19 protein-coding genes are annotated in these 19,514 nt (G+C 71.7%); 6 read left to right on the top strand and 13 right to left on the bottom strand.

Going from position 1 to position 19,514, the window contains the following annotated elements; translation table 11 throughout:
- The first annotated feature begins 237 nt into the window (after positions 1–237).
- Genes AB0I73_RS20880 through AB0I73_RS20870 form a run of 3 tightly spaced genes read left to right on the top strand, consistent with a single transcriptional unit; the run spans position 238 to position 2,234 of the window.
- A complete protein-coding gene (locus AB0I73_RS20880; RefSeq protein WP_363039418.1) occupies positions 238–1,275 on the top strand; it encodes a fatty acid desaturase in 1,038 nt (345 codons plus the stop codon).
- Positions 1,272–1,949, top strand: coding sequence for a TetR/AcrR family transcriptional regulator (locus AB0I73_RS20875; protein WP_363039416.1), 678 nt, complete (start codon positions 1,272–1,274; stop codon positions 1,947–1,949). Before AB0I73_RS20880 ends, AB0I73_RS20875 begins: the two co-directional genes overlap by 4 nt.
- 33 nt (positions 1,950–1,982) lie before the next feature.
- Positions 1,983–2,234: a type II toxin-antitoxin system prevent-host-death family antitoxin gene (locus tag AB0I73_RS20870; RefSeq protein WP_363039414.1), complete on the top strand. Its 252-nt coding sequence runs from the start codon at positions 1,983–1,985 to the stop codon at positions 2,232–2,234.
- 13 nt (positions 2,235–2,247) lie between these two features.
- Here the strand turns inward: AB0I73_RS20870 and AB0I73_RS20865 are convergent, their stop codons facing one another.
- Entirely contained in the window at positions 2,248–2,610 is a 363-nt protein-coding gene (locus AB0I73_RS20865; RefSeq protein WP_363039412.1) for a VOC family protein, read from the bottom strand.
- Positions 2,611–2,613: 3 nt separating this feature from the next.
- Positions 2,614–3,435, bottom strand: a complete 822-nt coding sequence (locus AB0I73_RS20860; protein WP_363039410.1) for a trans-aconitate 2-methyltransferase — start codon at positions 3,433–3,435, stop codon at positions 2,614–2,616.
- A 113-nt stretch (positions 3,436–3,548) separates the two neighbouring features.
- Between AB0I73_RS20860 and AB0I73_RS20855 the strand changes: the two genes are divergently transcribed.
- The gene (locus tag AB0I73_RS20855; protein ID WP_363039408.1) at positions 3,549–4,046 is read left to right on the top strand and encodes a MarR family transcriptional regulator; all 498 of its coding nucleotides are present in this window, start codon (positions 3,549–3,551) and stop codon (positions 4,044–4,046) included.
- On the opposite strand, the gene AB0I73_RS20850 is transcribed toward AB0I73_RS20855, so the two are convergent.
- Positions 4,005–4,784, bottom strand: coding sequence for a response regulator transcription factor (locus tag AB0I73_RS20850; protein WP_363039406.1), 780 nt, complete (start codon positions 4,782–4,784; stop codon positions 4,005–4,007). The two genes, AB0I73_RS20855 and AB0I73_RS20850, sit on opposite strands and share 42 nt — an antisense overlap.
- A gap of 309 nt (positions 4,785–5,093) precedes the next feature.
- On the opposite strand from AB0I73_RS20850, the gene AB0I73_RS20845 reads away from it, so the two are divergent.
- Complete coding sequence (locus AB0I73_RS20845; protein WP_363039405.1) at positions 5,094–5,582, top strand: GNAT family N-acetyltransferase; 489 nt, start codon at positions 5,094–5,096, stop codon at positions 5,580–5,582.
- A 75-nt stretch (positions 5,583–5,657) separates the two neighbouring features.
- Here the strand turns inward: AB0I73_RS20845 and galK are convergent, their stop codons facing one another.
- The 7 genes from galK to AB0I73_RS20810 all read right to left on the bottom strand — a co-directional run bounded on the left by galK (position 5,658) and on the right by AB0I73_RS20810 (position 16,022).
- Positions 5,658–6,836 (bottom strand): galactokinase, encoded by a 1,179-nt coding sequence (gene galK, locus AB0I73_RS20840; RefSeq protein ID WP_363039403.1) that lies wholly within the window; start codon positions 6,834–6,836, stop codon positions 5,658–5,660.
- Positions 6,837–6,856: 20 nt separating this feature from the next.
- On the bottom strand, positions 6,857–7,837 hold the full coding sequence (gene galE, locus AB0I73_RS20835; protein ID WP_363039402.1) for a UDP-glucose 4-epimerase GalE: 981 nt from the start codon (positions 7,835–7,837) through the stop codon (positions 6,857–6,859).
- Positions 7,834–8,898 (bottom strand): galactose-1-phosphate uridylyltransferase, encoded by a 1,065-nt coding sequence (gene galT / locus AB0I73_RS20830; RefSeq protein WP_363039400.1) that lies wholly within the window; start codon positions 8,896–8,898, stop codon positions 7,834–7,836. The genes galE and galT overlap by 4 nt, the downstream gene beginning before the upstream one ends.
- Positions 8,899–9,119: 221 nt before the next feature.
- On the bottom strand, positions 9,120–9,812 hold the full coding sequence (locus tag AB0I73_RS20825; protein ID WP_363039398.1) for a response regulator transcription factor: 693 nt from the start codon (positions 9,810–9,812) through the stop codon (positions 9,120–9,122).
- 233 nt (positions 9,813–10,045) lie between these two features.
- Positions 10,046–11,992: a PQQ-binding-like beta-propeller repeat protein gene (locus AB0I73_RS20820; RefSeq protein ID WP_363039396.1), complete on the bottom strand. Its 1,947-nt coding sequence runs from the start codon at positions 11,990–11,992 to the stop codon at positions 10,046–10,048.
- 130 nt (positions 11,993–12,122) lie between these two features.
- A complete protein-coding gene (locus tag AB0I73_RS20815; protein WP_363039394.1) occupies positions 12,123–13,922 on the bottom strand; it encodes a PQQ-binding-like beta-propeller repeat protein in 1,800 nt (599 codons plus the stop codon).
- A 285-nt stretch (positions 13,923–14,207) separates the two neighbouring features.
- Positions 14,208–16,022 carry an ABC-F family ATP-binding cassette domain-containing protein gene (locus AB0I73_RS20810; RefSeq protein ID WP_363039392.1) on the bottom strand — a complete coding sequence of 605 codons (1,815 nt, stop codon included), beginning with the start codon at positions 16,020–16,022 and terminating at the stop codon, positions 14,208–14,210.
- 144 nt (positions 16,023–16,166) lie between these two features.
- Here AB0I73_RS20810 and AB0I73_RS20805 point away from each other — a divergent pair, with 144 nt between their 5' ends.
- Complete coding sequence (locus AB0I73_RS20805; RefSeq protein WP_363039390.1) at positions 16,167–16,775, top strand: Uma2 family endonuclease; 609 nt, start codon at positions 16,167–16,169, stop codon at positions 16,773–16,775.
- A 5-nt stretch (positions 16,776–16,780) separates the two neighbouring features.
- On the opposite strand, the gene AB0I73_RS20800 is transcribed toward AB0I73_RS20805, so the two are convergent.
- Genes AB0I73_RS20800 through AB0I73_RS20790 form a run of 3 tightly spaced genes read right to left on the bottom strand, consistent with a single transcriptional unit; the run spans position 16,781 to position 19,495 of the window.
- Positions 16,781–17,677, bottom strand: a complete 897-nt coding sequence (locus AB0I73_RS20800) for a 4-(cytidine 5'-diphospho)-2-C-methyl-D-erythritol kinase (RefSeq protein ID WP_363039388.1) — start codon at positions 17,675–17,677, stop codon at positions 16,781–16,783.
- Positions 17,674–18,570: a 16S rRNA (adenine(1518)-N(6)/adenine(1519)-N(6))-dimethyltransferase RsmA gene (gene rsmA, locus AB0I73_RS20795; protein ID WP_363039386.1), complete on the bottom strand. Its 897-nt coding sequence runs from the start codon at positions 18,568–18,570 to the stop codon at positions 17,674–17,676. The genes AB0I73_RS20800 and rsmA overlap by 4 nt, the downstream gene beginning before the upstream one ends.
- Before the next feature lie 34 nt (positions 18,571–18,604).
- Positions 18,605–19,495, bottom strand: coding sequence for a TatD family hydrolase (locus AB0I73_RS20790; RefSeq protein ID WP_363039384.1), 891 nt, complete (start codon positions 19,493–19,495; stop codon positions 18,605–18,607).
- Positions 19,496–19,514: the final 19 nt, after the last annotated feature.

Raw genomic sequence — 19,514 nt, 5'->3', positions numbered from 1 at the left:
TCTCGGGCGGCTGGTACCGCATACGGGCCGGGCATCCGGGAAGGAATCAGAGCGGACCGCGCTGTCCGACCGACTTCCAGGATAGGTCTCGGCCGGGGTGCGCAGGCTCGTGGGCTCGTGCCGCCGGACCGCGCACTGCCATACTTACGTTGCCGTAGGTTACGGGGCCGTAGGGAGCATCGCGCGGTTCCGCTGCCCGGCATCACCCTCAACCCTCACACCTCACAGGGGACACGCATGACCTCAGGCCCCGATGTCATCGACGAAGCCTCCAAGAGGCCCGCGCCCGACTCCCGCTCCGACGCCGCCGCCGTCCCGTCCGCCACGCTGGGCGGCGAGCGCAAGCGCTCCATCGAGCAGATCACTCTGCTGCTCTTCATCATCGTGCCGTTCCTGGCGCTGCTGGCGGCGGTGCCGCTGGGGTGGGGCCGGGGGGTGAGCTGGCTGGATCTCGGGCTGCTGGTGTTCTTCTACTTCCTCGGCTGCCACGGCATCACCATCGGTTTCCACCGTCACTTCACGCATGGTTCGTTCAAGGCGAAGCGGCCGTTGAAGATCGCGCTGGCGGTGGCGGGTTCGATGGCGGTGGAGGGGCCGCTGGTGCGCTGGGTGGCGGATCACCGCAAGCACCACAAGTTCTCGGACGCGGAGGGCGACCCGCATTCGCCGTGGCGGTACGGGGAGTCGGTGCCGGCGCTGCTGAAGGGGCTGTGGTGGGCTCATCTCGGCTGGATGTTCGACGAGGAGCAGACCCCGCAGGACAAGTACGCACCGGATCTGATCAAGGACCCGACGCTGCGTGCGATCTCCCGCCAGTTCATCCTGTGGACGGCGTTGTCGCTGGCGCTGCCGGCGCTGATCGGCGGTCTGGTGACGATGTCGTGGTGGGGCGCGTTCACCGGCTTCTTCTGGGGGTCACTCGTTCGGGTGGCTTTGTTGCACCATGTGACGTGGTCGATCAACTCGATCTGCCACGCGGTGGGCAAGCGGCCCTTCAAGTCGCGGGACCGTTCCGGCAACGTGTGGTGGCTGGCGGTCCTGTCCTGCGGTGAGTCCTGGCACAACCTGCACCACGCCGACCCGACGTCCGCGCGGCACGGGGTGGAGCGGGGGCAGCTGGACTCCTCGGCCCGGCTGATCCGCTGGTTCGAGCAGTTGGGCTGGGCGTACGACGTGCGGTGGCCGTCACGCTCGCGTATCGATTCGCGCCGTAACCACCGTAATACCGGGGCGGGCGGCTCCCGGCGCGGGCGGGAGACGGCTGAGGCGGCATGATGGTCGCTGTGGCGACCGACTCCAGCAACACCTCGAGCAACGACAAGCCGCGGCGGACGCGCCGCACCCGGATGACCGGTGCGGAGCGCCGTCAGCAGCTGCTGGAGATCGGCCGCACGTTGTTCGCGGCGAAGGGTTTCGAGGCCACGTCGGTGGAGGAGATCGCGGCGAAGGCCGGGGTCTCCAAGCCGGTGGTGTACGAGCACTTCGGCGGCAAGGAGGGCCTGTACGCGGTGGTGGTGGACCGCGAGATGCGGCGCCTGCTGGACATGGTGACGGGTTCGCTGACCGCGGGGCATCCGCGGGAGCTGTGCGAGCAGGCGGCGTTCGCGCTGCTGGACTACATCGAGGAGTACACGGACGGTTTCCGCATCCTGGTCCGCGACTCCCCGATCCCGCAGTCGACGGGGTCCTTCGCCTCCCTCATCTCGGACATCGCCACCCAGGTGGAGGACATCCTGGGCCGCGAGTTCAAGAGCCGCGGCTTCGACCCCAAGCTGGCCCCGCTGTACGCGCAGGCGCTGGTGGGGATGGTCGCGCTGACCGGCCAGTGGTGGCTGGACGTCCGCAAGCCGAAGAAGGCGGAGGTGGCCGCCCACCTGGTGAACCTGGCCTGGCACGGCCTGGACGGCCTGGAGCCCAAGCCCCGCCTGATCGGACACCGGAAGAGCTGAATCCCCGGCCCGGGCACGTGGCATCGTGTGCCCATGACCGAGATGACGATCAGCGAGGCCGCCTCCCGGTTGGAGGATCTGGTCCACCGGCTGGGAGGCGGCCGCGAGCCCGTCGTTCTCACCGACGAGAGCGGCGTGACCGCGCTCCTCGTCGCGCCCCAGGTGATCGAGGATCTGGAAGACGCCCTGGCCATCGCCGAGTACCGACGCCGGAAAGCCGAGGGGACCCTCGAAGAGGGCATCCCGCACGCGGAGGTCGGACGCCTGCTGGGCCTGCGTCCGTGAGCCGACGGGAACGTCAGCCGGCCGGCTCCAGGAACTCCAGCCGGTTGCCCACCGGGTCCTCGGAGTAGAAGCGCCTGTGGCCGGGGAGGTCGTCGTCCCAGATGACCGGGGCACCGTGGCACGCCAGGCGAGCGGCGTACGCCTCGATGCCGGTCACCCTCAGGCCGGGATGGGCCTTCCCGGCGGGCCGGAAGTCGTCCTCGATGCCCAGATGGAGCTGCACGCCTCCCGCCCGGAACCAGCAGCCGCCGCGCACGGCCAGAGCAGGCGGCTTCGGCACCTCGGTCATGCCGAGGACATCGGCGTAGTACGCGCGGAGGCGGCCCTCGGAGCCGGGTGGTGCGGCGAGCTGCACGTGGTCGACGGCGGCGAGCATCCGTCACGCCTCCTTGACGGCGACGGCGAAGACGCGGCGGAAGGGGAACGGGGTGCCGTGCGGGCCCGCCGGGTAGGCGGTGCGCAGGGCGGTGCGGTACTCCTCGACGAAGGCGTCCCGTGCCTCGGGGTCGTCGGCGAGGGCGGTGAGGACGGGCCGCAGGCCGGTGCCCCTGACCCAGTCGAGGACGGGGTCCGGTCCGTGCAGCAGGTGGATGTACGTCGTCTCCCACACGTCGGCCGCGCAGTCGGCGCCGGTGAGGCGGTCCAGGTAGGCGGCGGGGGTGAGGACGGCGTCGGTGTGGCGCAGGGTGCCGGAGAGGCGGGCCCGCCAGCGCGGGGAGTGGGCGAGTTCGCGCAGGAGGGTGTGGCTGGGGGCGTCGAAGTTGCCGGGCACCTGGAAGGCGAGGGTGCCGCCGGGGGTGAGTGAGGCGATCCAGTCGGTGAACCGGTCCGCGTGCCCGGGGACCCACTGCAGGGTGGCGTTGCTGACGATCAGGTCGTACGGCCGGTCGGGCGTCCAGGTGCGGACGTCGGCGCGGGCGAAGTCCAGTCGGCCGCCGCCCGGGGTCGGGCCCCGGTGGTCGACGTGTGCTCTGTCGAGCATCTCGGGCGAGTTGTCGTAGCCGGTGATGCGGGCGGCCGGCCAGCGGGCGGCGAGCAGGGCGGTGACGTTTCCGGCGCCGCAGCCGAGGTCGGCGATGCGGGGCGGGTCGCCGGGGAGCTCGGGGACTCGGGCGAGGAGGTCGAGGAAGGGGCGGGTGCGCGGACCGGCGTGACGCAGGTACTGGGCGGGGTCCCAGGTGGGATCGGTGACCGCGGGCATGGAGCCTCCTGGAGTCGGCCGACGGGTACCCAGCGTCCCGCACACGTTGTCTCGCCGTCAAGAAACTCGGCCTCAAGAGACTTCACGTCGACACAACCACTACACTGATCGCCATGGAGGACGAGGTCGATCGGCTGGTCGCAGCATGGCGCCGGGAGCGCCCGGACCTCGACGTGGAACCGCTCGAGGTCCTCAGCCGGGTGAGCAGGCTCGCCCGGCACCTGGACCGGGCCCGCAGGCTCGCGTTCTCCGAGCACGAACTGGAGCCCTGGGAGTTCGACGTGCTGACCGCGCTGCGCCGCGCGGGCACCCCCTACCAGCTCTCGCCGGGACAGCTGCTCACCCAGACGCTGGTCACCTCGGGCACGATGACCAACCGCATCGACCGCCTGACCAAGAAGGGCCTGGTCGCGCGGCTGCCCGATCCCAACGACCGGCGCGGCGTCCTGGTCCGCCTCACGGACGAGGGCCGCGACCGCGCCGACCAGGCACTGGCCGGACTGCTGGCGCAGGAGCGGGCGATCCTCGCCGAGCTCTCCCACACCCAGCGCGGCGAACTGGCGGGTCTGCTACGCCGGTTGACCGCCCCGTTCGACAACATCCCGGGCTGAGGCCGGCCCCGGGTCGACGGGCCCCACACCCGCCCGCCGGGCGAGGGCGACGGCGGCGAGCGTGGAGTGCACGCCCAGCTTGCCGAGCACGTTCTGCATGTGCGTACGGACGGTGTGCGGGGAGAGATACAGGCGTTCGGCGACGGCCTTGCGCCCCAGGCCCGCGACCATGCACCGCAGCACCTCCCGTTCCCGCGGGGTCAGGGTCTCCACGAGCCGTTCGCTCTCCGTGCGGTGCTTGCGCGCGGCAGTCAGTTCGCGCAGGACGCCGGTGAGCAGGGCGGGCGGCAGATGCGTCTCGTCGCGCAGCACGCCCCGGATGACGGTGAGCAGCCGGCTCAGCGAGCAGTCCTTGGCCACCCAGCCGCCGGCGCCGGCCTGCAGGGCGAGCGCGGCGCGGCGCGGGTCGTCCTTCTCCGCGAGCACCACGATCCGTACCTGCGGGTGGACCGAACGCACCCCGGTGACCAGGGACATCCCGTCGACGAGGCCGTCCTCGTCGGCCGCCTGCACCGGTAGGGCCGGACGGACGCCCGCCACCTTGCCGCCCAGGTCGGCGTCGACGAGGATCACGTCGAACCGCCGCCCCTCGCCGACGGCGCGCTCCAGGCAGCGCAGCGCGGCCGGGCCGCTGCCCGCCGCGGACACCTCGACGTCGGGCTCCGCGGCCAGGGCCGCGGCGAGCGACTCGGCGAAGATGCGATGGTCGTCGACGACCAGGACTCGGACACGTTGCACGAAACCCCCTTCCCCGAGCTCTCTGCAGAGCTGGGGACTACCCCATGGGCAAAGGACGACACCCGTCCCGACGCGGGTGCGAACCCGAAGCCGGGCCCCGGACCCGCCGGACCGGCCTCGACCGGACCCGGGACGGACCGCTCGGCACCGCCCGGCCGCCGCCGTGCGCTCCCGCCGCCCCGCCCCGGGCTCCGTACCCGGATGTCTCGCCCCCTGAACGGCGCCGGCCCCCACCGGCGCTGTCCATCAGAGTACGGACGGAGGCGGCCGGCGGAAGGTTATTTGCAGAACTGGCGGCCTTGCGCGTTTATGGTGAGCCGCATGTTTCGTCTTGAGACAGAAGTCGACAGAGCCCGACGTGATCTGCTCCGCAGACGGCTGCGGGACACGAACACGGCTGCCTCACCGGTACTGCGCGCCCTGCGCGGAACCCCCGACGAACGCGAGTCCCCTGTGCACGTGTGGGCCTCGGACCCGGCCGGTGCCCTGGCGGGCGGCCTGGTCGGCCACACCTGGACGACCTGGCTGCACGTGACGTACCTGTGGGTCGACGAACGCCACCGGGGAGCGGGCCTCGGCACCCTCCTCCTGTCCACGGCGGAACGCATCGCCGCCGACCGGCGCGGCTGCCGCTCCTCCCGCGTGGAGACCTGGGACTTCCAGGCCCCGGAGTTCTACCGGCGCAACGGCTACGAGGTGGTCTGCGCCCTCCCCGACTACCCTCCGGGCATCACGGAGTACACCCTGACCAAGCCCCTGGAACCGGCCACCGGAACCCGCCGGACCCGCCGAAGGTGACATCGCCCCGCCACCACATCACGCCCTTCGGTGCCCGGGCACTTCTCCCGTCGCACGGCACGGTGCGTCCGGTGCTCAACGGAGCCGTCGTGCCCCCGCCGAAGGCACCGCCTCGAAGATCCGGGGGGTCGTGAAGCCGACCGTCGTGAAGGTTTTCCGTATCGCCTCGGTGATGGGGGCCGTGTCCGCCGCCTCGGCCAGGACGATGGCGGAGCCGCCGAAGCCGCCGCCGGTCATGCGGGCGCCGAGGGCGCCGGAGGCGAGGGCCGTGTCGACGACCAGGTCGAGTTCGGGGCAGGAGACGCGGAAGTCGTCCCGGAGGGAGGAGTGGCCGGCGGTGAGGACCGGGCCGATGGCGCGGGTGTCGCCGGACTCCAGCAGGGCGATCACCCGTTCCACCCGTTCGTTCTCGGTCACGACATGGCGGACCAGGCGGCGGACCTCCTCCTCGTCGCCCAGCCGGTCCAGTGCCGCGTCCAGGTCCGCGGGGGCCACGTCGCGCAGGGCGTCGACGCCCAGCAGGGCGGCACCCTTCTCGCAGCCTGCCCGGCGTCTGCCGTACTCGCCCTCGCTGTGGCTGTGCTTGACCTGGGTGTCGACGACCAGCAGGCGCATGCCCTCGGCGGCCAGGTCGAAGGGTATCTGCCGCTGGGAGAGGTCGCGGGTGTCGAGGAACAGGGCGTGGCCGCTCTCGCAGCAGGCGGACGCCGTCTGGTCCATGACACCGACGGGGGCACCGACGTAGACGTTCTCCGCGCGCTGGCACAGGCGGGCCGACTGCCAGCCGCGCAGGCCCAGTTCGTACAGGTCGTTCAGGGCCAGGGCGACGACGATCTCCAGGGCCGCCGAGGAGGACAGGCCGGCGCCGGCCGGGACCGTGGAGGCGAGGTGGATGTCCGCGCCGGTCACCGCGTGGCCGGCCTCGCGCAGGGCCCATACGACGCCCGCCGGGTAGGCGGTCCAGTCCCTGTCCGTACCGGGGGCGAGGGAGTCCACCGTCAGTTCCACGACGGGCGCGTCCACGTCCGCGGAGTGCAGGCGCAGGACGCCGTCGTCGCGCCGGGAGACCGCCGCGACCGCGGTGTGCGGCAGGGCGAACGGCATGACGAAGCCGTCGTTGTAGTCGGTGTGCTCGCCGATGAGGTTGACCCGGCCCGGCGCCGCCCAGACGCCGTGCGGTGCGGCTCCGTACAGTTCCCGGAACCGCTCGCCGGCCGCTCTCGCGGTCGTCTCGTCGGCGTCGGACTCGCTCATACCCTGCCCCTGACCCTTCGTCACGTACTGCTGAACGCCTTGCCCGTGTGCCGCTGCGCGAACTCCCACGCGTCCGCGACGATGCCCTTGAGGTCGGCGCGGGACGGCTTCCAGCCCAGTCTCTCGCGGGCCGTGGCGGCCGACGCCACCAGGACCGCCGGGTCGCCGCCCCGGCGGGGGGCCACGACCTCGGGGATCGGGTGTCCCGTGACCTGACGGGCCGTCTCGACGACCTCGCGGACGGAGAAGCCGTTGCCGTTGCCGAGGTTGCAGATCAGGTGTGCGCCCGGGGCCGCCGCCTTCAGCGCCAGCAGGTGCGCCTCGGCCAGGTCGGCGACGTGGATGTAGTCGCGTACGCAGGTGCCGTCCGGCGTCGGGTAGTCGTCGCCGTAGACGCTGATCGCCTCGCGCCGGCCCTGGGCGACCTGGAGGACGAGCGGGATCAGGTGGGACTCGGGGTCGTGCCGCTCGCCGAAGCGGCCGTACGCGCCGGCCACGTTGAAGTAGCGCAGCGAGACCGCGCCCAGGCCGTGCGCCGCCGCCTCACCGGTGATCATGTGGTCGACGGCGAGCTTGGAGGCGCCGTAGGGGTTGGTGGGCCGGGTCGGGGCGGATTCGAGGATCGGGACCTGTTCAGGCTCGCCGTAGGTCGCCGCGGTGGAGGAGAAGACCAGTCGGCGCACGCCCGCCGAACGCATCGCGTCCAGCAGCGCCATGGTGCCGCCGACGTTGTTCTCCCAGTACTTCTCGGGCCGCACCACCGACTCGCCGACCTGGGAGAACGCGGCGAAGTGCAGGACACCGTCGAAGGAGGGGTCCAGCCAGGTGGCGGCGGAGCGGATGTCACCCTCGATGAGGGACGCACCGGCCGGGACGGCCTCGCGCAGTCCGGTGGAGAGGTCGTCGAGGACGACGACCTCGTGGCCGGCTTCCAGCAGATGCTGGGCCACGACACTTCCGACATAGCCCGCACCACCGGTGACCAGGTATTTCCCGCTCATGGACTCGCTACCTCCCGCAGTCGCTCGGCCGCGCGTTCCGGCGGCACGTCGTTGATGAACACGTTCATACCGGACTCGGAACCCGCGAGGAACTTCAGCTTGCCGGGTGTACGGCGAATGGTGAAAAGCTCGAGGTGGAGCGCGAAGTCGTCGCGCGTGACCCCGCCGAACTCCGCCGGCGTGCCGAACGGGGCCTGGTGCCAGGCCGCGATGTACGGTGTCGGGGTCTCGCCCTCCCCGTCGAAGATCCGGTCGAACCGCCGCAGCAGTTCCAGGTAGAGCCGGGGAAACTCCGTGCGTGCCGCCTCGTCGAGCCCGAGCAGGTCGGGCACCCTGCGCTTCGGGTACAGGTGGACCTCGTAGGGCCAGTGCGCCGCGTACGGCACGAAGGCGGCCCAGTGTTCACCCTCCAGGACGACCCGCTCGCCCGCGAGCTCCTCCGCCAGGACGGCGTCGAACAGATTTCCCCCTCCGGTCGCCTCCTTGTGTGCGGCCACCTGACGCAGCATCAGGGCGGTGCGGGGGGTGGTGAACGGGTAGGCGTAGATCTGCCCGTGCGGGTGCTGGAGGGTGACGCCGATCTCGGCTCCCCGGTTCTCGAAGCAGAACACCTGCTCGACGGAGGGCAGGTGGGACAGCTCCGACGTCCTGTCCGTCCAGGCGTCCAGGACCAGCCGGGCCTGCCGCTCGCTCAGGTCGGCGAAGGAGGCGTCGTGGTCGGAGGTGAAGCAGACGACCTCGCAGCGACCCAGGGCGCCGGCCAGTGAGGGGAAGCGGTTCTCGAAGACCACGACGTCGTACGAGGAGTCCGGGACCTCGCTGAGCCGGTCGCCCTCGGAGGGGCACAGGGGGCATTCGTCGGCCGGGGGGTGGTAGGTGCGGCCCTGGCGGTGGGAGGCGACGGCGACACGGTCGCCGAGCAGCGGGTCGCGGCGGATCTCGGACGTCGTGACGGTGGCGGCCAGTGGGCGGCGGTCGGCCGCGTCGCGCACGGTGTCGTCGCGCAGGTCGTAGTAGATGAGTTCGCGACCGTCGGCCAGCCGGGTCGAGGTCTTCTTCACTCCGGACGCTCCATTCGAGCCGTTCACCGCACTGCTCTCCGCACAGCGCCGTTTCCTGCACAGCACTGCTTCCACACTCTTCCAACAGAACTCAACACACCAAAACACAACACACCACAGCCGTCAATGTCACCCTCGCGGGCATCCCCCGCCGGAGGAACAGGAAAAGCAGAGGTGGGGGTGCCCGGCACCGCGGACACCCCCACCTCTGCTCCCTGCTCCTACTGCCCGGAGTGCGCCGACCCCCGCACCGGCCCCACCCGGTCCAGCAGTCCCGTCCGGGCCGCCAGTGCCGCCGCCTCCAGCCTGGAGCCCACACCCAGCTTCATCAGCACGCGCTGCACATGCGTCCGCGCCGTGGACGGCGCTATGCCCATGCCCGCCGCGATCAGCCGGGTGTCCTCACCGTCGGCCACCCGGACCAGGACCTCCACCTCGCGCGGGGTCAGCATCCGCAGCAGCCGCTGCCCCTCGTCGTCCGGTTGCGCCGCCGGATTCAACAGATCGCCGAACGCCCCCTGCAGCAACTGCGGCGCCACCGCGGCCTCCCCCGCCCGCGCCTTCATGATCGCCCGTTCCACGCCCTCGATGCGTTCGTCGTGCCGCACATAGCCGGACGCCCCCGCCGCGAACGCCGCCGCGATCCCGCGGGGGCTGGGCACCGGGCCCAGCACCAGCACCGCCACCTGCGGCCGCTCCCGCTTGATCTTCACCACCGGATCGAAGATGCCGGGCTCCGCCGGTGCCGCCGTCCCCAGCAGGCACACCTCCGGCGCCCTGCTGATCACCAGATCCGCCGCCCCCGCCACCGGTGCCGCCGCGGCCAGCACCCGGTGTCCCCGCAGCTTCAACGCCGAGGCCAGCGCCTCGGCGAGCAGCCGGTGGTCGTCGACCACCATCAACCGCACACCCATGTATCAACCCCCCCATACCGCGAGCGCACCCCCGTGCGCCGCCTCCCCGTCCGGTCCCGGAAGCTACACGCTTGTTCGACGTCGCGCTCCCCCTACCGGCGAGAATCGCCCCGGATCACCGAAATTCTCGCATTCGGTGGCGATGGGCACCCGATGAGCGGTACGCGTACGGCCCCGCCCCCTGGAATCCACCGAGCAGGGGGCGGGGCCGTACGAACGGGTCGGCGGAGCGGTCAGCCGCCGGTACCGAAGGCGATCGCCAGGTACTCCTCCCGCCCCGAAGCGAAATCGCTGGCGTACACCTTCGACATGTACAGGCGTCCCTGCGAGAACAGCACCTCGGAGCTCCTGGGCGACATCCCCGTCTCCACGTCCCGCACCGCTTCCGTCGCCGGGTTCTCCAGCAGTTTGGTCTGCTTGAAGGTGCCGCCGTCGATGCTCACGATCTGCCCGCCCTTGTCGTAGGGCGGCTGCTTGTACGCCAGGAGGTTCCCGCCGTCCATGCGCAGCGGGGTGATCGTGTAGCCGTCGCCGGCGTCGGCGCGCTGGCCGGTCTGCTTGCCGGTGGCCAGGTCGAAGGCGACGACCTCGTTGGTCCTGGTGTACTCGCCCGTGCCCTCGTGTTCCTCGGTCGGGATGTACAGCCGGTCGTTGCCGACCGCCAGCCCCCTGCACTCCTCGATCCTGGTGATGCCGTCGCAGCGGGCCGCGAACTCCTCACCGGGCGCCGAGATGCGGCTCCGCAGCTCGCCGGTCTTGTTGTCGATGGAGAAGAAGTCCGAGATGCCGCTGCCGTCACCGGCGGAGTCACCGACGTCGGCGGCCACGACCAGCGGGTCGGTGGACACGACCGCGGCGTACTCGATGCCCTCGGTCATCCTGTACTCGGAGATCACCTTGCCGGACTTCGGGTCGATGGTCTGGATGTGCAGCTGGCGCTGGTCGTACGAACCGCACTTGCGCACCGCGACCAGCTTCGGCCCGCCGCCGTACCCGGAGTCGTAGCAGGAGTCGGACGTCTTGGGCGACCACAGGAGCTTGCCGGAGGTGATGTCCCAGGCGGCGCCGCCACTGGTGCTGGCCGCCGCGACGGTGTCCCCGCTGACGGTGACGTTGTTGAAACCGATCTCCTGGGTGCCGGACTTGGCCGTCTCGGACCACAGCTTCTCACCCGTGGCGAGGTCGAAGGCCGCGACCTGCGTGCACCGCTGCGGATCGTTCTTGGTCGGCATCTTCGGCTTGTAGACGATCGCCGTCCTGCCGTCCTCGGTCACGTGGTCGCTGGCCTCGCACACCGGTCCGGGCAGGTCGAGCGTCCACACCTTGCTGCCCTTGACGGCGTCGTAGCCGACGACCTCGGCGACGCCGCTCTTGGCGTACACCGTGTCGGTCAGCCAGGAACCGGAGACGCCGACGCTCGAGCTGTCCTTCGGGGACTTCGGCGACGGGACCTGGAAGAGGACCTTGGCGGCGGGGTCGGCCGGAACCTTCTCCTTGCCGCCGGCGGCGGTGCCGCCGCCGTTCTCGTCGTCCTTCTCGCCGCCCCCGGTGCCGCCCGAGTCGGCGGTGGTCTCCTTGTCGCCGCCGGAGGAGGACGAGGACGAGTACCAGACGCCGGCGCCGACGATCAGGGCGATGGCCACGACCGCCGAGACGATGATGGCCAGCTGTGCGTTGATCTTCCGCCCGCCGCCGGACCCGACGCCGTCGCCAGGGTGTGGCTGCATCGGCACGGTCGGGTGCGGATGGCCGTAACCGGGCTGGCCGTACGGCTGCTGCGGGTGTCCGTACGCACCTGGCTGGCCGTACGGCTGCTGCGGTTGGCCGTACGGGCCCGGCTGGCCCGGGTAGCCGTAACCGGCCGGGGGCTGCTGCGGGTAGCCGTACCCGGGCGGCGGCGTCGGGCCCGTCGGCGTGGGCGGGGCCTGCGGGACGGCCTGCGGCGACTGCTGCGGGGCCTGCGGGGCCTGCGGGGCCTGCGGGGCCTGCGGGGCCTGCGGGTAGCCGTACCCCGGCTCCGGGGCCTTGGTGAGATCCGGCCCGCCCGGGGCGGACGGCGGCTGCTGGGCCGGCGGCTGCGACGGCTCGGTCGGCGGACCGAAGCCCGGCGGCGGAGCCGGCGTGGCCGGCTGCTCGGGCTGCCGCGGGGGCTGGTTGGGCGGCTGGGGCGGCTGCGTCATGACGTGTAGACCTCGAAGGAAACGAAGAACTCGAAGAACTCGAAGGAGGGGAAGGACGGCGGGGAAGTGGCCGGACGGAGCGAGGGCGCCGACCGTACCCGGCCGACGCGCCTCACCCCTGCTGCGCGCCTCACTTGCCGTAGGCGAGCATCAGCTTCTCCTTCGAATCGTCGTTGCCGGACAGCCGGGTCGTCGAGATGTAGAAACGGCCGTCGACCCAGTCGATCGCCTTGCTGAAGAAACCGTTCTCGATCCTCGCGACGCCCTGCGGGTTCTGCATCAGCGTGACCGGCTCGTGGCTGCTGCCGGTGGTCGGGACGGACACGACCCGGCCGCCCGCGTCGTACGACGGCTCCACGTAGGCGATGAGCTTGCCGCCCTCGACCTTCATGGGCACCATCGAGTCCGCCGCGGGGGACTTCACCCGCCACTTCTCCTTGCCGGTGGCGAGGCTGATCGCGACGATCTCGTTGGCCCCGGTGGTCGCCTTGGTGGGCAGGTAGAGGGTGTCCGCGTCGGCGGCGACGCCCGCGCAGCCCTGGAGGTCACGGGCGAGGATGGCCCAGCCGCACTCGGCGGCGAAGTCCTCGTCGACGGCGACCTGGGAGCGGATCGAGCCGTCGGCGCCGAGCGTGGAGATGTTCCACGCCTTCTCGTCCTTGTTGGTGCTGTAAACGACCAGCGGGTCGACGGAGTAGGCGCGCTCGACGCGCCAGCCCTTGCCGAACTTCCGGGTCCACTTCACCTTGCCGGTCTTCGGGTCGAGCTCCTGGACCTCGTCGCGCTCGTTGTCGCCGCCGGCGCCGCAGGAGGCGACCTGGATCAGCCGCTCGCCACCCGCGAAAGCGGCGGGGAAGCAGGCGTCGCCGTACTTCTTCTTGTCGTACATCTTGTCGCCGGAGGTGACGTCGAAGGCCGTGCCGGACTGCGAGCGGCCCACCATCAGCGTGTTGCCGCTGAGGGTCATCTCGATGGAGATCGCGGAGTCGAACAGCCCGCCGTCCTCGACCTTCTGCGTCCAGCCCTTCTCGCCGGTGTCGAGGTCGACGAGCTGGAGCTGGTTGCACTTGGCCCGGTCGCTGCTGCCGCTCATGTAAGCGACGACGACCTTGTCGTCGGACGTCTTCTCCGGGGTGACCGCGCAGATCTCCTGGGGGAAGGTGAGGGGCTCCCAGGTCGGCTTGCCGTCGGCGACGTTGTAGGCGGAGAGCTCCCTGTAGGCCGCCTTCACCACCGTCCTGTCGGTGATCCACATGCCGGGGGCGTCGGCTCCGGAACGGGGCGCGTCGGGCGCCTCCTTGTACCAGAGCACCTTGGACTCGCCGGACTTGCGGCCCTCGTTGAGGTCCTCCGGGTCCGAGCCGCCGTCGCCGCTGCCGTCGCCCGGGTCGACCGGGGCGCCGGAGGCGTCGGGCTTCGGGTCGTCGCTCTTCTGGGCGACCGGCTTCTCGTCCTGCTTCCCGTCGTCGCCGGAGACCGCCCACACGGTGCCGCCGACCACCAGCAGCGCCGCCACCACCGCGGCACCGATGATCATGGCGGGCTTGCCCTTGAAGGGGTTGCGGGAACCGGGCCCCGGCTGCGGGGCGCCGGGCGCGCCCGGATACTGCGGCTGCGGGTAGCCGTAGCCCGGCTGCCCGTACGGGCCGGGCTGCTGCGGCCGGCCGTAGGGCCCGGAAGCGTACGGGCCGGAGGCGTACGGCCCCGGCTGCTGGTTGTACGGCCCCGGCTGCTGGGGCGGAGTCTGCTGCGGGTAGCCGTACCCCGGCTGCGGCGGCACACCGGACGGCGGACCCTGCGGGGGCGGCGGGGTCTGGGGCGGGCCCTGCGGGGGCGGCGGGGTCGGAGCCCCGAAGCCGCCACCCGAGACGGACGGATCCTGTGGTGCTCCGAAGCCGCCCTGCGGCGGCTGGTCGGGCGGCTGAGCCATCAGCGCGTTCCCCCTTGCTCACTGATTTTTTAGCCACACCCTGAGGTACGTGGTGCTCCCAGAGTCGTCTTGAGGTGGTCCTTACAGTTCTCAGACGGGGTCTTTCTATCACCCGGCACCGACGGGCACCGGGCCGCATCCACCCCTGTTCCCAAGGGAGGACCGGCCTGTGATGACCTCGTTACGCGCCCCCGCGCGCCTCCACACGCCCTTCACGCAACGCGCGCCCCGCGCACGGACCTGTGCGCGGGGCGCTGCGGGGCGGTACGGACTCCGGTGCGGGCGTCAGGCGTCCTCGGCGAGTTCCAGCCACCGCGTCTCCAGCGCCTCGCGCTGGCCGGCCGTCTCGCGCAGCTCCGCGTCGAGTCCGGCCACCTTCGCGAAGTCGGTGGCGTGCTCGGCGATGGCGGCGTGCAGCGTGGACTCCTTCTCGGAAAGCTTGTCCAGCTGCCGCTCGATCTTCTGCAGTTCCTTCTTGGCGGCGCGCACGTCGGCGGCGCTCTTCTCGGGGACGTTTGGAGCCGGCTTCGCCGCGGGACCGGTGGCGGCGGCCGCAGCGACTTCTTCCATCCGCTTGCGCCGCTCCAGGTACTCGTCGATGCCGCGCGGCAGCATCCGCAGGGTGCCGTCGCCGAGCAGGGCGAACACCCGGTCGGTGGTGCGCTCGACGAAGAACCGGTCGTGGGAGATGACGATCATCGAGCCGGGCCAGCCGTCGAGGACGTCCTCGAGCTGGGTGAGGGTCTCGATGTCGAGGTCGTTGGTGGGCTCGTCGAGGAAGAGGACGTTGGGTTCGTCCATGAGCAGCCGCAGCAGCTGGAGCCGCCGCCGCTCACCGCCGGACAGGTCGCCGACCGGTGTCCACTGCTTGTCCTTGTTGAAGCCGAACGTCTCGCACAGCTGCCCGGCGGTCATCTCCCGCCCCTTGCCGAGGTCGACGCGCTCCCGCACCGCCTGTACGGCCTGGAGCACCCGCCAGGTGGGGTCGAGCTCGGCGACCTCCTGGGAGAGGTAGGCGAGCCTGACCGTCTTGCCGACGCGGACCCGGCCCGCCGCGGGCTGCACCTCGCCCTCGCTCCGGGCCGCTTCCGCCAGCGCCCGCAGCAGGGACGTCTTCCCCGCGCCGTTGACCCCGACGAGACCGACACGGTCCCCGGGACCGAGCTGCCAGGTGACGTGCTTGAGCAGCACCTTGGGCCCGGCCTGGACGGTGACGTCCTCCAGGTCGAACACCGTCTTGCCGAGCCGCGAGGAGGCGAACTTCATCAGCTCACTGCTGTCGCGCGGCGGCGGCACGTCCTTGATGAGCTCGTTGGCGGCCTCCACGCGGAAGCGCGGCTTGGACGTCCGCGCGGGCGCCCCGCGGCGCAGCCAGGCCAGCTCCTTGCGGACCAGGTTCTGCCGCTTGGTCTCCTCGGTGGCGGCGATGCGCTCGCGTTCGGCGCGGGCGAAGACGTAGTCGGAGTAGCCGCCCTCGTACTCGTACACGGCACCGCGCTGCACGTCCCACATGCGGGTGCAGACCTGGTCGAGGAACCAGCGGTCGTGGGTGACGCAGACGAGCGCGGAGCGCCGCTCCCGCAGGTGCCGGGCGAGCCAGGCGATGCCCTCGACGTCGAGGTGGTTGGTGGGCTCGTCGAGGACGATCAGGTCCTGTTCCTCGATGAGCAGCTTGGCGAGCGCGATCCGGCGCCGCTCGCCACCGGACAGCGGTCCGATGACGGTGTCCAGGCCCTTGGGGAACCCGGGCAGGTCCAGCCCGCCGAACAGCCCGGTCAGCACGTCGCGGACCTTGGCGTTGCCCGCCCACTCGTGGTCGGCCATGTCGCCGATGACCTCGTGCCGGACGGTGGCGGCGGGGTCGAGGGAGTCGTGCTGGGTGAGCACGCCGAGACGGAGACCGCCGGAGTGCGTGACCCGCCCGGTGTCCGCCTCCTCCAGCCTGGCGAGCATCCGGATGAGGGTGGTCTTGCCGTCGCCGTTGCGCCCGACGACACCGATGCGGTCCCCCTCCGAGACGCCGAGGGAGATGCCGTCGAGGAGGGCACGGGTGCCGTACACCTTGCTGACGTTCTCGACATTGACCAGATTGACGGCCATTTCTCTCCTGCCTGGGGGTTCGATCAGCTTTCCAGCGTAGGGCGTCCCCGGGGGCGGTCGGGGCGCGAGGGGGCGGTCACCCTTTGTGATGACGTGATCGGAAACAGGCGGCTACCTTGGAGGGCAGGCAGCAGGATCTCGTCCATGGGAGGAACCATGACCGCCGAGTCCGTAGAGCACCGCCGTCACTGGCCGGTGCCGCCCGTGGACGGTTACACCGTGGACGACCTGTTCACCCTGCCGGATCTCCCGCCGCACACTGAGCTGATCGACGGGAGCCTGGTTTTCGTGAGTCCGCAGCGACGCTTCCATTTCCTTGTGATCGACCTGTTGGTCAACGGGCTGCGCAGCTCTCTCGGCCCGGAGTTCAGTGTCGAGCGGGAGATGACCGTCATCCTTGACGAGCGCAACGGCCCCGAACCCGATGTCAGCGTGGTTCGAGCCGACGCGGTCACAGGACTGGACCAGACCAAGTTTCGGGCCAAGGACGTCCTGCTCGCCGTGGAGGTCGTCTCCCCCGACTCGGAATCCCGCGACCGTACGACCAAACCGCACAAGTACGCCACTGCGGGAATCCCGAACTACTGGCGTGTCGAACAGGACGGGACCACCGGCCGACCCCTCATCCATGTCTACGAGCTCGACCCCATGACGCGGTCCTACGTGCACATGGGTATGCAGCGCGACCGGATCAAGGTCGACAAACCTTCCGCCATCGCCATCGACCTGGGCACGGTCGAAAAGCGGCCCTGAGTCCCTCAGACGACCGTCGCCCCCGGCACCGGCCCAGCCGCCGTACGCACCGTCCGACAGGTGCCGGAGGCCCCCAGCGCGTCCGCGATCGCCTCCGCCGCTTCCGCGTCCCGGGCGAGGAACGCCGTGGTCGGCCCCGAGCCCGAGACCAGCGAAGCCAGTGCCCCGGCCGCACGTCCCGCCGCCAGCGTGTCCGCCAGCTCCGGGAACAGCGACAGCGCCGCCGGCTGGAGGTCGTTGGAGACCGTGGCGGCGAGCGCGTCCGGATCGCCCTTGGCGAGCGCGTCCAGCAGGTCCTGCGAGGCCACCGGCTCGGGGATGTCCCGGCCCTCCGCCAGCCGGTCGAACTCCCGGAAGACCGCCGGGGTCGACAGCCCGCGCCCGGCCATCGCGAACACCCAGTGGAAGGTGCCGCCCACCTCCAGCTCGGTCAGCCTCTCGCCCCGCCCGGTGCCCAGCGCCGCCCCGCCGACCAGCGCGAACGGCACGTCGCTGCCCAGCTCGGCGCAGATGTCGAGCAGTTCCGCCCTCGAGGCGCCGGTCCCCCACAGCGCGTCACAGGCCAGCAGCGCGCCCGCGCCGTCCGCGCTGCCGCCCGCCATGCCGCCGGCGACGGGGATGTCCTTGGCGATGTGGAGGTGCACGTCGGCGTCCCGGCCGTACCGCCCGGCGAGCGCGAGGGCCGCGCGGGCGGCGAGGTTCGTACGGTCCAGGGGCACCTCGGCGGCGTCCGGGCCGGCGCAGGTGACGCGCAGCCCGTCCGACGACGGGGTCACGGTGATCTCGTCGTGGAGGCCGACCGCGAGGAAGACGTTGGCCAGCTCGTGGAAGCCGTCGGGGCGGGCCGCGCCGACCGCGAGCTGGACGTTGACCTTGGCGGGCACGCGGACGGTGACGCTCACGCGGCGGACTCCTCGGACTGCTTGGGCTGCTCGGGCTGCTTGTGTTCGGCGATGCGCGCGAACTCCTCGACGGTCAGGGACTCGCCGCGCGCCTGCGGGGACACCCCGGCGGCGACGAGGGCGGTCTCGGCCGCCGCCGCCGAGCCGGCCCAGCCGGCGAGGGCCGCCCGCAGGGTCTTGCGGCGCTGGGCGAAGGCCGCGTCGACGACGGCGAAGACCTCGCGCCGGGAGGCGGTGGTCCTCAGCGGCTCGCTCCGGCGGACGAGGGAGACCAGCCCGCTGTCGACGTTGGGAGCAGGCCAGAACACGTTCCGCCCGATGGCACCGGCCCGCTTGACCTCCGCGTACCAGTTGGCCTTGACCGAGGGCACGCCGTACACCTTCGAACCGGGCGCGGCGGCGAGCCGGTCGGCGACCTCCGACTGGACCATGACGAGGGTGCGCTCGATGCTCGGGAAGGTCTCCAGCATGTGCAGCAGCACCGGGACGGCCACGTTGTAGGGCAGGTTGGCGACCAGCGCGGTCGGGGCGGGGCCGGGCAGCTCGGTGACGTGCATCGCGTCGGAGTGGACCAGCGCGAACCGCTCGGCGCGCTCCGGCGTGCGGGCCGCGACGGTCGCGGGCAGCGCGGCGGCCAGCACGTCGTCGATCTCGACGGCGGTGACCCGGTCGGCGGCCTCCAGCAGCCCCAGGGTGAGCGAGCCGAGCCCCGGGCCGACCTCGACGACCACGTCGTCGGGGCGGACCTCGGCGGTGCGGACGATCCGGCGGACCGTGTTCGCGTCGATCACGAAGTTCTGGCCGCGCTGCTTGGTGGGCCGCACGCCGAGGGCGGTCGCGAGCTCGCGGACGTCGGCGGGGCCCAGGAGGGCGTCGGGGGTGGGGCTGGTCACGGGACAAGGGTACGGGGCGCGGGCACCCCGCAGGTCACGCCTGTGGATAACCGAAAGCACGGGCCGTGTTCGCCGCGAGCGCGGTGGCGAGGGCGTCCTCGTCGACACCGCGTACGGCCGCCATGGCACGCACCGTGACCGGCACCAGGTACGGGGCGTTGGGCCGGCCGCGGTAGGGCGCCGGCGTCAGGAAGGGGGCGTCGGTCTCCACCAGGATCAGCTCCGGCGGGGCCACGGCGAGCGCGTCGCGCAGGTTCTGGGCGTTCTTGAAGGTGACGTTGCCGGCGAACGACATGAAGTACCCGGCGCGGGCGCAGATCTCCGCCATCTCGGCGTCGCCCGAGTAGCAGTGGAAGACGGTGCGCTCCGGTGCGCCCTCCTCCTTGAGGACGCGCAGCACGTCGGCGTGGGCGTCGCGGTCGTGGATCACCAGGGCCTTTCCGTGCCGTTTGGCGATCTCGATGTGGGCGCGGAAGGACCGCTCCTGCGCCTCCTTGCCCTCCGGCCCGGTGCGGAAGTAGTCCAGTCCGGTCTCGCCGACGCCCTTGACCTGGGGCAGCGCGGCCAGCCGGTCGATCTCGGCGAGCGCCTCGTCCAGCGCGGCGTCCCCGCCCGGCTCCCGCGCCCCCTGCCGCGACCAGCCGTCGGGATCGCCGAGCACGATGCGCGGGGCCTCGTTCGGGTGCAGTGCGACCGTCGCGTGGACGGCGTCGTACGCCGCCGCCGTCTCCGCCGCCCACCGGGACCCCTCGATGTCGCAGCCGACCTGCACCACCGTCGTCACGCCCACCGACGCGGCCTTGGCGAGCCCTTCCTCCACCGTGCCGGACTGCATGTCGAGGTGGGTGTGCGCATCCGCGACCGGTACCCGCAGGGGCTCCGGGAGCGGCGGGGCGGCGTTCTTGTCGGGGGTGTTCGAAGGCATGCCCCGATCCTACGGATCG

The organism is Streptomyces sp. NPDC050388 (assembly GCF_040655635.1).
In the GTDB taxonomy this organism is placed as follows: domain Bacteria; phylum Actinomycetota; class Actinomycetes; order Streptomycetales; family Streptomycetaceae; genus Streptomyces.
The sequence above is the reverse complement of the archived record's forward strand: the minus strand, read 5'-3'. Positions and strand labels throughout refer to the sequence as shown.

What these genes read in the sequence shown, in the direction of transcription:
- AB0I73_RS20865 (WP_363039412.1), bottom strand. Translation starts at nt 2,610, where the DNA reads ATGCTCGCCGCCGTCGACCACGTGCAGCTCGCCGCACCACCCGGCTCC.
- AB0I73_RS20815 (WP_363039394.1), bottom strand. Translation starts at nt 13,922, where the DNA reads ATGGCTCAGCCGCCCGACCAGCCGCCGCAGGGCGGCTTCGGAGCACCA.
- AB0I73_RS20790 (WP_363039384.1), bottom strand. Translation starts at nt 19,495, where the DNA reads ATGCCTTCGAACACCCCCGACAAGAACGCCGCCCCGCCGCTCCCGGAG.
- AB0I73_RS20825 (WP_363039398.1), bottom strand. Translation starts at nt 9,812, where the DNA reads ATGGGTGTGCGGTTGATGGTGGTCGACGACCACCGGCTGCTCGCCGAG.
- AB0I73_RS20880 (WP_363039418.1), top strand. Translation starts at nt 238, where the DNA reads ATGACCTCAGGCCCCGATGTCATCGACGAAGCCTCCAAGAGGCCCGCG.
- AB0I73_RS20820 (WP_363039396.1), bottom strand. Translation starts at nt 11,992, where the DNA reads ATGACGCAGCCGCCCCAGCCGCCCAACCAGCCCCCGCGGCAGCCCGAG.
- AB0I73_RS20845 (WP_363039405.1), top strand. Translation starts at nt 5,094, where the DNA reads ATGGTGAGCCGCATGTTTCGTCTTGAGACAGAAGTCGACAGAGCCCGA.
- AB0I73_RS20805 (WP_363039390.1), top strand. Translation starts at nt 16,167, where the DNA reads ATGGGAGGAACCATGACCGCCGAGTCCGTAGAGCACCGCCGTCACTGG.
- AB0I73_RS20860 (WP_363039410.1), bottom strand. Translation starts at nt 3,435, where the DNA reads ATGCCCGCGGTCACCGATCCCACCTGGGACCCCGCCCAGTACCTGCGT.
- galK (WP_363039403.1), bottom strand. Translation starts at nt 6,836, where the DNA reads ATGAGCGAGTCCGACGCCGACGAGACGACCGCGAGAGCGGCCGGCGAG.
- AB0I73_RS20810 (WP_363039392.1), bottom strand. Translation starts at nt 16,022, where the DNA reads ATGGCCGTCAATCTGGTCAATGTCGAGAACGTCAGCAAGGTGTACGGC.
- AB0I73_RS20875 (WP_363039416.1), top strand. Translation starts at nt 1,272, where the DNA reads ATGATGGTCGCTGTGGCGACCGACTCCAGCAACACCTCGAGCAACGAC.
- AB0I73_RS20870 (WP_363039414.1), top strand. Translation starts at nt 1,983, where the DNA reads ATGACCGAGATGACGATCAGCGAGGCCGCCTCCCGGTTGGAGGATCTG.
- galE (WP_363039402.1), bottom strand. Translation starts at nt 7,837, where the DNA reads ATGAGCGGGAAATACCTGGTCACCGGTGGTGCGGGCTATGTCGGAAGT.
- AB0I73_RS20855 (WP_363039408.1), top strand. Translation starts at nt 3,549, where the DNA reads ATGGAGGACGAGGTCGATCGGCTGGTCGCAGCATGGCGCCGGGAGCGC.